Source organism: Streptomyces sp. NPDC002817 (assembly GCF_053592055.1).
Map to the genome: position 1 here is coordinate 1 of NZ_JBSFUY010000077.1, position 11462 is coordinate 11462.

Consider the following 11462-nt stretch of genomic DNA (forward strand, 5'->3'; position numbering starts at 1 on the left):
ACACCCACACCCTCGGACCAGCCCGTGCCATCAGCCGCCGCCGCGAACGACTTGCACCGACCATCCGGAGCCAACCCCCGCTGCCGACTGAACTCCATGAACATGGCGGGTGTGGGCATGATGGCGGCGCCGCCGGCGAGGGCCAGGTCGCTCTCGCCGCTCCGCAGCGACTGGGCCGCCAGGTGCAGGGCCACCAGAGAGGACGAGCAAGCGGTGTCCACGGTGATGGCGGGGCCTTCGAGGCCGAGAGTGAAAGCGACCCTCCCGGAGGCGACGCTGATCGTGGTGCCGGTGAGGGCGTATCCCTCCGCGGGACCCGTGACTTCGTGCAGACGCGGGCCGTAGTCGAGGAAGGTGGCGCCGGTGAAGACGCCGGTGGGCGTGTTGCGCAGGGAGCGGGCAGGTATGCCCGCCCGCTCGAGCGCTTCCCAGGAGACCTCCAGCAGCAGTCGCTGCTGCGGGTCCATGGCAAGGGCCTCGCGCGGGGATATGTCGAAGAACTCCGCGTCGAACTCGGCCGCGTCGTGGAGGAAGCCGCCCGAGCGGGTGTAGGAACCGTTGCGCCGTTCGGGGTCCGGGTCGTAAAGGTGCGTGAGGTCCCAGCCGCGGTCAACGGGGAAGCCGGAAATAGCGTCGCCACCGGAATCCACCAACTCCCACAGCGCCTCTGGCGAGTCGACCCCGCCCGGATACCGGCACGCCATACCGACGATCGCGATCGGCTCGTCAGCACCGGCCGCAGGCGCCGCCGGCACGGACTTCGGGGCGGGCGTGCCGGCTATCAGGCCGGCCAAGTGGTCCGCCAGGGCGGCCGGGGTCGGGTGGTCGTACAGAACGCCCGCCCCGAGGTCGCACCCTGTAGCGGCGGCGAGGCGGTCGCGCAGTTCGAGCGCGCCGATCGAGTCGAAGCCGAGGTCCCTGAAGGTCCAGCCCGTTTCAATGCCGTCAGCGGAGCCGTGGCCAAGAACGGCAGCGATCTGGCCGCGTACCAGGTCGTCCAGGGCTCGGCCACGTTCTCCCTCGGACAGCCGGGACCAGGACGCGCGTGGCCCGCCGGCAGCGGCGGCGACCTGCTCCTGCTGTGGGTTCCGGGGTGATGTGGCGATCGCGGGCACGGGCCTGTTCGGTGTGTCGAGGGTTTGCGGCTCCAGCCAATGGCGCTGTCGCTGGAAGGCGTAGGTGGGCAAGGCGACACGGCGGGGTGTGGAACCGATGAATGTGCGGCTCCAGTCCGCAGACGCGCCGTTGACGTGCAGCGTGCTGAGGGCCGTGAGTAGCGTGCGCTCCTCTGAGTGATCGCCCCGGAGCGCGGTGACGAACGTGGCCCCCTCGACGCAGCCCCGACCGAGAGTGCACAGCACCCCGTCAGGTCCCAACTCGGCGTAGGTGGTGACCTTCTGCTCCTCCAGGGCCCGCATACCGTCGGCGAACTGCACGGCGTTGCGAAGGTGCCGTACCCAGTGTTCAGGGCTGCCGAGATCCGAGGCGTCGGCGAGGCGGCCAGTGAGCGTCGACACGATCGGTATGCGCGGCGCGCGGTAGGACAAACTCTCCAGCACCATGCGGAATTCGTCGAGAACGGGGTCCATGTGCGGGGAGTGCGAGGCACAGCTGACCGCGAGTCGCTTCGTGCGGTGGCCGTCCGCACGCAGCCGCGCGGCGATGCCCAGGGCTGCGTCCTGGTCTCCGGAGATGACGACAGCGCGCGGTCCGTTGACGGCCGCCACGGACACTCGCCCGGCCACGCCGTCGAGCAGTGGCTGTACGTCCTCCTCGGTGGCCTCCAGCGCCACCATCACGCCATCACCGGCGGAGCACGACTGCATCAGGCCGCCGCGGGCAGCCACCAGGGAGCATGCGTCAGCCAGCGACAGCACTCCGGACACATGCGCGGCTGCGACTTCGCCGATGGAGTGGCCCATCAGGAGGTCGGGCCGTACCCCCCACTGCTCGAACAAGCGGAACAGCGCCACCTCGAGGGCAAACAGCGCGCCCTGGGTGTAGACGGTCTCGTCCAACAGCGCGCGCTGTTCAGGGGTGCTGGCAAACACCACGTCCCGCAGCGGCTGCTCGACGTATTCAGCCAGCCGGTCGTCCAGAAGCCCACACGTCTGGTCGAAGGAGGCAGCGAAGTCGGGGTACCGCAGGTGGAGCTCGCGCCCCATGCCGACGCGCTGGCTGCCCTGGCCGGTGAAGAGGAACGCCAGTTTGCCGCTTCCGACCGCGCCGCGCACGACGCCGGGTGCGCCCAGGAAAGGTTCGCGTGCCAGGGCTGACAACCCGTCGGCCGCCTGGATTCTGGTCCCGGCCAACACCACGCCCCGGTACTCAAAGGACGTTCGGGTGGTGTGGAGGGAGTGGGCAAGGTCGATCAGGGGAAGCTCGGGATGGGCGTCGAGATGAGAGCGAAGGTGTGCGGCCTGTGCGGCAAGCGCGGCAGGGCTGCGGCCGGACACGGGGAGAGCCAGGGTCCGGCCGGGGTCCTGGGCCGGCTCGCCTTCCTCCGCAGGTGCTGCCGTCCCCTCGGACAGCACGACATGGCAGTTGGTGCCTCCCATGCCGAAGCTGTTGACGCCGGCAATCAGCGGCCGGTCTGTGGAGGGCCAGGGCTCCCTTTCGGTCTGGACACGCAACCGCAGCTCGTCGAAGGCGATGCGGGGATTGGGAGTGGCATGGTTGAGACTCGGCGGCAGCTCGCGGTGATGCAGTGCCACAAGCGCCTTGACCAGACCGGCGATACCGGAAGCGCCTTCCAGGTGGCCGATGTTGGTCTTGACCGAGCCGACCCGCAGCGGCGATTGTCCTGGCCGTTGGCAGCCCAGGACCGCGCCGAGCGCCGCTGCCTCGACCGGGTCCCCGGCCACGCTCGCCGCACCGTGCAGTTCGACGTACTGCACGGCCGTCGGGGCGAGGCCGGCGCGCTCGTAAGCCGCACGCAGGACGCCTTCCTGGGCGGCCTGACCGGGTGCGATCAAGCCATCAGTGGCGCCGTCATTGTTGACGGCGGTGGCCCGGATCACGCCGTACACGGTGTCGCCGTCGGCATGGGCCTGCGAGAGCCTTTTGAGGACGACGACAGCACCGCCCTCGCCTCGTACGAAGCCGTTGGCACGGGCATCGAAGGTGAAGCAGCGGCCATCGGGAGACAGTCCGCCCAACCTGGACATCACAACTGCGTTCTCGCGCAGCAAGTTGAGGTGGACACCACCGGCCAACGCGAGCGTCGACTCCCCGTCGAGCAAACTGCGTACCGCCAGGTGGACCGCCACCAGTGAAGACGACTGCGCGGTGTCGACAGTGACACTGGGCCCGCCTAGGCCGAGAACGTAGGACACTCGGTTGGCAATTACGGCGCGGCTCAGTCCGGCAGCGGTCTGCTGTGTGATCACGCCTGTGCCGTGCCGGTCGGTGAGCTTGGCGTAGTCATCGGCGAAGGCACCGACGAACACCCCGGTCGAGGTCTGCTTCAAGGTGGCGGGAACGATGCCCGCGTCCTCCAGAGCCTCCCAAGCGAGTTCGAGCATCAGGCGCTGCTGCGGGTCCATGACGGCGGCCTCGCGGGGCGAGATGCCGAAGAACGCAGCGTCGAATCCGTCGATTCGGTCCAGTGAGCCAGCCCATCGGATGCCGGTGGGCTCGAGGGAGGCAGGGTCCGACGCGGTGTCCCCGCCTTCTTCGTCCCGGGGCCAGGAGCGTTGCTCGATGCTGTCGACACCGTCGCGCAGCAGCTCCCAGAAGCGCGCCGGGCCGCTTGCGCCGGGAAAACGGCAGCCCACCCCGACCACCGCAATGTGTCCGATGTCGGCCGACGACGAGAACTCAGGCGATAACCCAGTCAAAGCGACCCCATTATCAGCGAATACGCCAGAAGACGGTTCCTCACCCTGACACGCCCACCAGTCGACACCAAGAAGATCGCGAGTGACTCGGGGTGGCGACACGGGGATACAGGGGCCCCTATTGGGCCTGGCACCCCTACGCCCTCGAAGGGGTTCAGTGAACAACGCTGTCGAATTACATTGACACCACGCGCGAGGGAAATGAGGAAGCGTCGAATGGCCGAAACCCTGCCCGAGCCCAAGCCCTTACCTATCGACCGGCCCCATCCGTTGTCGGTCCCAGAGGAACTGCTCCGTCTGCAGCGCGAGACGCCGATCAGCCGACTGACCTACGCCGACGGGACAGTCGGGTGGCTGGTGACCGGTCATACGCAAGCCAGATCGGTGCTCGGCGATCCACGCTTCAGCTCCCGCAGCGATCTGCGGCGCGCCCCGATCCCGGTCTGGGCCATGGGGCCGCAGCCGATCCAGCCGGGCTTCTTCATCACGATGGACCCGCCCGACCATACGCGTCTTCGCAAGCTTCTGACCGGCCAGTTCACCGTCAAACGCATCCGGGCGATCGAGGCTCGCATCGCAGAGGTCGCCGAGGAATACCTCAACGAGATGGAACGCCACGGCTCGCCGGTGGATCTGCTGCCAGCCTTCGCCATGCCGCTGCCTGCTCTGGTCCTGTGCGAGATACTCGGGGTGCCCTTCGACGAGCGCAGCCGCTTCACCCAGTACCTGACGGCTCTGGTCGACATCACCAGCAGCCCGGAACAAGTCGGCATCGCCTACAACATGTTGGGCGAGTACACGCATGAGCTCGTTCGCCGCAAACGCACCAGGCCGACCGACGACATGCTCAGCGGACTGGCCGCCAGCGAGTCCGTCACTGAGCAGGAGGCTGCCGGCGTGGCTGGACTGCTATTGACGGCAGGCTTCGAATCGACCGCGTACATGATCGCCACCGGCGCATACGCGCTGCTTCAGAAGCCCGCCCAGCTCGCTCTCCTACAAGCCGATCCGACGCTGATCGAGGGTGCAGTCGAGGAGTTGTTGCGATACCTGACCCCCCTACAGGCCGGGCCGGTGCGAGCCGCGCTGGAGGACGTCGAGATCGATGGGCATCGCATCGCCGCAGGCGAGGCGGTCACCGTCTCACTGCCGACCGTGAACCGGGATCCGCAGCGCTTCGACGATCCCGAAACTCTCGACGTCCAACGCAGTGCGCGCGGGCACATGGCATTCGGGCACGGGGTACATCAGTGCCTCGGCCAACAACTCGCGCGCTGCTCGCTGCGTGTGGGCTACACCGCACTGTTCCGACGTTTTCCCACGTTGCGCCTGGCAGTCCCAGTGGAGGAGGTCCCCATGCGTCGCGAGATGCCGGTCTACGGAGTGAACTCCCTGCCGGTGAGCTGGTAGCGGGCGGGGGGATCGTGGAAATCACTGTGGACACCGGACGCTGCTGTTCCTCCGGGGTGTGCGCGTTAACCGCTCCTGACGTCTTCGATCAGTCCGACGAGGACGGCACGGTGGTGTTGCTGACGGCGCGGCCACTTGTCTCGGACCACGTCGCCGTCCGGGAAGCAGCGGAACTGTGCCCGTCCGGAGCCATCGAACTTCAGGAGTGTTCATGAACCTTCATCAGCACATCCCGCGGAACGGCGGGTCTCCCGAGTACCGGCACGACGAAGCCACGCTCAAGGGACTGTTGGAGGAACACTGCCGCCGGATGAACACCGGCGACGTCGAGCACATGCTGGATCTCTACACCGAGGATATACGCGCTGAAGACCCGGTCGGCTCGCCACCGATGATCGGCCACGACGCGCTTCGCGCACACTTTTCCCGCGCCGCCGCGTCATCGACTTACGACATGCCCGGAACGCCGGTGGCAGCGCAAGACGGCAGGCATGCGGCCATTCCGGTCTCCGTCCAGATGACCTATCTGCCCTTGGGACCGACCCTAGTGAGGCACGAAGCACTTCAGGCACCAGCGCGCCCGCGCCACACCCTCCTCACCCTGGAAGTCGTCGGGGTCATCCGCGCCAGCGTGGATGCTCGCATCGAGGCATTGTGGATCTACTGGGGGCGTTCGGACGTCGGACTCATCGACGCGGCAGCTGGACATCGGCTGCGGCGGTGACCCCGCCACCTTCAAAGGTGTAGCAAACCGACCGACATGGAAGTAGGGACGCATTGTGCGGCCCTACTTCCATGTCCACCGCCACAGCATTCACGGACTGCCCACTCCGGCGGTGATCTGATTGAATTTGGCGGGCAGATCTCCTCTTCCGCCCACTTCCAATTTTCGGTAGACACGGGTGAGATGCTGCTCGACGGTGCTCACTGTGATGAAAAGCCGTCGCGCAATCTCCCGATTGGTGTCCCCGCGAGCAGCCAAATTGGCTACGCGCCACTCCGCCTCACTGAGCTCGGTGAATCCCTCGCTCTCTTTGGCTGTCTCGTTGTCACGCGCGGGATCAGTAACTTTCCCAATCAGCGAGTCCAGCAACGGTCGCGCCCTGCACTCTCTCGCAACCTGAGCGGCCAACTTCGAGGTCATCCTCGCATGGTCGAGCTGACCGAGCTCGTGTTGAGCATGGGCCAGATCCGCCAACGCATGCGCCATCTCCACTCGGTCCCCGCTCTGTTGCAAGTGGTCGATGGACTCCCGCAGCATCATGGGCCGAGACTTGAGATCACCAGCCGCCGCCAGAACGCGCAGGGCACCACCTTTGGGTCGGGGCTGATGGGCGCCAGGCCGCTGCATCTGGTCCATCACCAGTTGGCGCGCCGGCCCGGGTTTGCCGACTCGCAGGCACGCCGCCGCGGCGTCAGCGCGCCATGGGATGAACCCCGGCAGGTCCATCTCCCATGCCTGCATCAGGTCGCCACAGGCCAGAAAGTCGTCGAGAGCAGCACGGAATCGTTTCATTGTGAAGTGCAGGCGCCCTCGCGAATAGAGATAGCCGAGACCGTAACGACTCTTGAGCAGGGCGTCCGGAGTCGGTTCGTTGAGTACCGCCTCGGCCTCTGTGTAACGCCCCATCACCGACAGTGCCTGAACACGAACGGACAAGCATAGCCCCACGGCCACACCCCAGGCTGTCGGTGACATCCGCCGGAGCGCTGATGATGCTAGAACCTCCGCGCTGCCTGGGTCCCCGCGGCGCATCGCGATCTCAGCGCGTACAGCACCGAGCATCGCTGTCCAACAGGTCGCCTCACGTTCCCTGGCTGTCTGGAACAGCCTTTCGCACCAACGGCTCGCCACGTCCAGCCGGTCGGCATAGACGAGCGTGAGAAGGGCAAGGGTGATGGGTTCCAAAGTAACGTCGTCCAGCCGTGCCGATTCGAGAACCTGCTCAGCCCGGCTCACACCATCATCGGTGTTTCCGCCACCCAGAACCGTCGTGAGGGCCGTCGCAGCAGTAGTGTCCGGCCCGCCTGTCACCAGAACCGACGGCCCCGGCCCTGGCGTTCCCGCCACCTTCTCGGAGCTTTCACGTGCGGGCGGAAAGCAGGCAGCCAGCCAACGCCCGACCGTTTCCCGCGTGCCCACGTCGTCGATCCCGTCCGTCCGGTGGAGAAGGTCGACGACCTCCTCCACACGGCCGTGCCACAAGAGGGCCCGTAACGCCAGTACCGCGTGCTGGTCGCGCAATGTCCCGGCACGCAGCGCTGCAGCAATGGCGGGAAGGCGGGACATGGACCGGCTTGGATCGACACGCCATTCCGCCATGGCAGCCGCCACCTGGAGGACCGCGCGGTCCGCTGGTTCGGTCGCCACTTTGTGAGCCAGCTCCAGACACCGGACAGCTACTTCCACCTGGTCGTGAACCAGCGTAGAGCGAGCAGCTTCTCGCAGTACCTGGAGGCTCCAGGCCGGAGGCGTGCGCTCGCTGGCGACGAAATGACCCGCCACGGTCACCGCTGCCGCACCGGCGTCATGGAGGAGCTGTCCAGCATCCAGGTGCAGACGCGCCCGCCTCTCGGGTTCCACATCGGACAGGACGGCGGTGCGGACGTGCGGGTGCCTGAAGCGCCCCCCAGCGAGCAAGCCGGCTTCGTTCAAGGCATGGATGTGCAATCCGGCAGTCACGGGGTCCATGCCGACCAAGGACGCCACCAGGGCAGTAGGCGCAGCTTCGTTGAATATCGCGATCCCGTGCAGTACCGCACGGGTCTCTGGAGCACACCTCTCCAGACAACTCAGCACCGCCTGACGGAACGTCGGGCCGATCACGGTCTCACCCTGCTCGCGCTCCACTGTGGAATGGATCCGCTGGTCCTCCGCCAAGGCTCGCAGCAGCAGCGGGTTGCCCCCGGTCAGGTTGTGCCAGATGTGCGCGAACCGTTCCGCGTCAACGGGTCCGAGTTCGTCGCGCAGCCCTCGGGCGACACCGCGCTCCGATAAGAGAGGCAGCCGTATGCGGTGGCAGTGCGGAAGGCCCAGAAGCTCGCGAAGCTCCAGCGAACGGTCCAGACGGGGCGACTCGGTACCGGTCAGGACCACCAGAACCGGTGTGGACCTGATGCGGCGCACGCAGTAGAGCAGGCACTTCAGTGACAGGGGGTCGATGTACTCAGCATCGTCCACCTCTATGACCATGGGGTGATCACCCGCTACCCGGAGGAGCGCCTCACGCAGGGTTTCCATCGCCTGCGCGCTCTGCCATCCCCCGGCCTCCAGAGCCGCACTCAAAGCCACATGGCCCTGCTCGCCGAAGGCCGGGGGCAGGATCTCCCCCTGCATCGGCGCGTTGTGCAGAAGCTGTCCGAGCAACCCGAGCGGCAGGGAGCTCTCGGCATAAGAACCTGTGGCCGACACCACCACTGCGCCCGTTTTCAGGGCCTCTTGTGCGAGTGCGTGCAACAGTCGACTCTTCCCCGCCGCGATGGGGGATGTGACGACCGCCACCGCGCCCTCTCCGCGCCGACAGGATTCAAGAAGTCCGGTTAACTGCGACAGCTGGGATTCGCATTCTACGAATTTCATAGGCGATCCCCACACGAGGGCGCTACGGGGAAATTCCCTTGACCCCTCCCCTGACAGGACGGTACTACGCACGTGTTTCCCACTGCGCGACAACTCCCTGGACATCGGTTGCGACTTGATCGCTGTTCAGTCGATCCGATCACGACATTCTCGGCACACTAATCAACGGCCCGTAAGGAAAATCTGGCATCGTTTTCCCAATGAGGCAGATTTGGCGATTACGCGCGTGTGCCATCAAACCAGCGGGGTGGTCGGCAGAACTGTCGTTTGCTTCACCGAAGCTCATCAGCGATTTTCTGCCACTCCTTGGAACAGTTCAGTGCGATTGCCGCCACGACATCCGCCCAGTGGGCCGGAACGGCCTCCACCAACTGCTTCCACTCGTCCGCCTCGATGGCATGTACATCGAGCCAGCGCAAGAGCGCACGACCTGACTCGGAGTACTTCAGCGCAGGGTCGTTTCTCAACCTCTGACGCGCAGAACCCCAGGCGGCATCATCACCGCCGCGCGCCCGCCCATCACGGTCGACACCCGCTGAAGGGGCAGCTGTTCCAACGGACCCCTCGAACTCCGTGGAGTCGGCCAGCGACACGCCACTCTCTGAGACCGCGGAAGCATCATCTTGCTCGGCGAGCGCGGTCCGCACCCGATGCGCCGTGGACACCGAGACTCCCGCCTTCCTCGCGATGACACGCAGCGATGCTTGGGGGTGCTCAGAGAGGGCCGCGATCGTCCGCCGCCTCCCTTCCTCGCCGCTGACCGGCCGAGCGCGTCCATCGCGACCGACCCGCGTGTTCGACTGCTCAGGATGCGCAGTCGAACACTGTCGAAGCCTGCGCACCGTTCCCGCTGCAATCCCAGAAGCCTTAGCGATCGCCCTGTCCGACCACCAAGGGTTCACGGCCAAAATACGCTGGGCCGCTGCCTCCCTGTCAGACAATGACAACGGAAGACCATGCGAAATATTTTCCCGGACAGCCAGCAGGAAGAGCTCTTCATCGCTACCGTCAACGAAACACACGGAGATCATGTCTTCCCCGCGCAGTTTCGCAGCCTGTACACGGTGCACACCATCCACAACCCGCATTGTGGAACGATCCACGAGGATAGGCGGAAGGCCTTCTTCGACCTGAGCCAAAAGCCGAGTGTGGCTCGCATTTTCACCATCGAGACGAGGAGATTCCGCAAGCACCAGATCACTCAACGGGACGACTTCTAAGTACTCATGTATGACGACAGATTTTACTCCACCTTCGGCCACAACTTCCCCCGCTTCAACTGGAAATGCCAACCTCTTATCGTGACTCGACTCGGGAACGAGACACACCAAAAAGTGGTGCATGAAATTGCGACTCAAGCTAAAAGGGCGCAATTCCGCTCGCAGACAGTGGTTACTCAATCAACATTGCTCACTTTGATGATAGACACCCCCAAAGGAAGGGTCCAGACAACGTGATCGCACCCTTCGGAACACCTTACATACGGGCACTTACGGGGCATCTGCCCCCTTTGCGGATAGCGCTCTTCCGCCGGCTGCCGCTCGGGACGACCACAGCGAGGGCATACGCAAGCGGCACTCCGCGCAAACACCCCATGGCTTGCCATGACGATGTACAGCCGACCTCAGCAAAGCGCCCCGAACTCTGCCAAGCGCTCACGACGCTCACGGTTTGCCAGGAGGCGCACGGGCAGTCTGCGCCGAGGGTTCCTCGATGAAACAGTCGGAAACCGCTGAACAGAGAGTTCTGCACGCGAGATCACCAACGCGCAAGCACCTCATCCGGCTCGAAAGCACAGAATCGGTGAGTAATTGGCAGTCGGCGTCATCCGCCGGAGACGGCGCAAGCGTGGTCAGAATTCCTCGCCCTGCTCCCGGGTGCCCACCTCGCCTAGGACGTACCTCGTCAACGCCCGCCAGAGGCTGAGGCCGCCGACAGCGAGGAGTCCTTCTGCCAGAGAGAGTGCCGGTCACCCCCGCGCAGCGAGGCCTCGTGGTCAGGAATCTGAGCCGTCGGGGAAACGTCGCCCGCGTGGTGTGCAGACCTTGCCCCGCTCGGAACGAAGAGATCATCCCGGCGAACAGCGGAAGCCAACCCGCCAGTGCCGTCGATGTGCCAGCAGGCATCGAAGGTGGCGAGCCCTGCAGAGACACGAATGGCGAGGAATGTATCGAGAGGGCACCGGCGAGGTACGCGGTGGTCACCGGAAGACCTCCTGACGTCGGCGAGAATGCATCAAAGGACGCTTCGCCGACCAGACTTCCCGGCACACCACTCACGACAGTACGGCAAAGTTCCACCGCTGAGAGGCCAGGATTGAGTCAAGGGTCTGGCGACATATGTGTTCTCGAAGCGGAAGAGGTGTGCTCCACTCACCGACATCCGCAGGCACCGCGCCACCGCCGGAAAGCACTACGCAGCAGCGTACGCCCGGAGAGTAGGACAACAGCCTGACTCTGCGGGTGATCTTGTCGGGGTGGTGACGACGGTCGCTGACAGTGGTGAACCGCCCCGGCTTTGATCGAGACTCCGGACTGCCCCGAGTTGGGTGGAGTCGAGTTGCTTGGTTTCAGGCTACTGGCGGGGTGCGGAGTTCGTACTCCACCGGGCTGAGCATGCCCAGCGCGGAGTGC

At 65.5% G+C, this 11462-nt stretch carries 6 protein-coding genes; 3 read left to right on the forward strand and 3 right to left on the reverse strand.

The window, feature by feature from the left end:
• The coding region (locus tag ACWD3I_RS48630) for a type I polyketide synthase (RefSeq protein WP_451084448.1) at positions 1-3839 on the reverse strand (3839 nt) is incomplete at its 3' end.
• Positions 3840-4055: 216 nt separating this feature from the next.
• On the opposite strand from ACWD3I_RS48630, the gene ACWD3I_RS48635 reads away from it, so the two are divergent.
• Genes ACWD3I_RS48635 through ACWD3I_RS48645 form a run of 3 tightly spaced genes read left to right on the forward strand, consistent with a single transcriptional unit; the run spans position 4056 to position 5973 of the window.
• A complete protein-coding gene (locus ACWD3I_RS48635; protein WP_365413226.1) occupies positions 4056-5249 on the forward strand; it encodes a cytochrome P450 in 1194 nt (397 codons plus the stop codon).
• Between the two features lie 26 nt (positions 5250-5275).
• Positions 5276-5464, forward strand: a complete 189-nt coding sequence (locus ACWD3I_RS48640) for a ferredoxin (RefSeq protein ID WP_451084449.1) — start codon at positions 5276-5278, stop codon at positions 5462-5464.
• Positions 5461-5973: a nuclear transport factor 2 family protein gene (locus ACWD3I_RS48645; protein ID WP_365413222.1), complete on the forward strand. Its 513-nt coding sequence runs from the start codon at positions 5461-5463 to the stop codon at positions 5971-5973. The genes ACWD3I_RS48640 and ACWD3I_RS48645 overlap by 4 nt, the downstream gene beginning before the upstream one ends.
• A 90-nt stretch (positions 5974-6063) precedes the next feature.
• Here the strand turns inward: ACWD3I_RS48645 and ACWD3I_RS48650 are convergent, their stop codons facing one another.
• Together ACWD3I_RS48650 and ACWD3I_RS48655 are read right to left on the reverse strand one after the other, a co-directional pair.
• Positions 6064-8934 (reverse strand): helix-turn-helix transcriptional regulator, encoded by a 2871-nt coding sequence (locus tag ACWD3I_RS48650; RefSeq protein WP_451084450.1) that lies wholly within the window; start codon positions 8932-8934, stop codon positions 6064-6066.
• Between the two features lie 167 nt (positions 8935-9101).
• Positions 9102-10034: a ParB/RepB/Spo0J family partition protein gene (locus ACWD3I_RS48655; protein ID WP_365413218.1), complete on the reverse strand. Its 933-nt coding sequence runs from the start codon at positions 10032-10034 to the stop codon at positions 9102-9104.
• Between the last annotated feature and the right edge of the window lie 1428 nt (positions 10035-11462).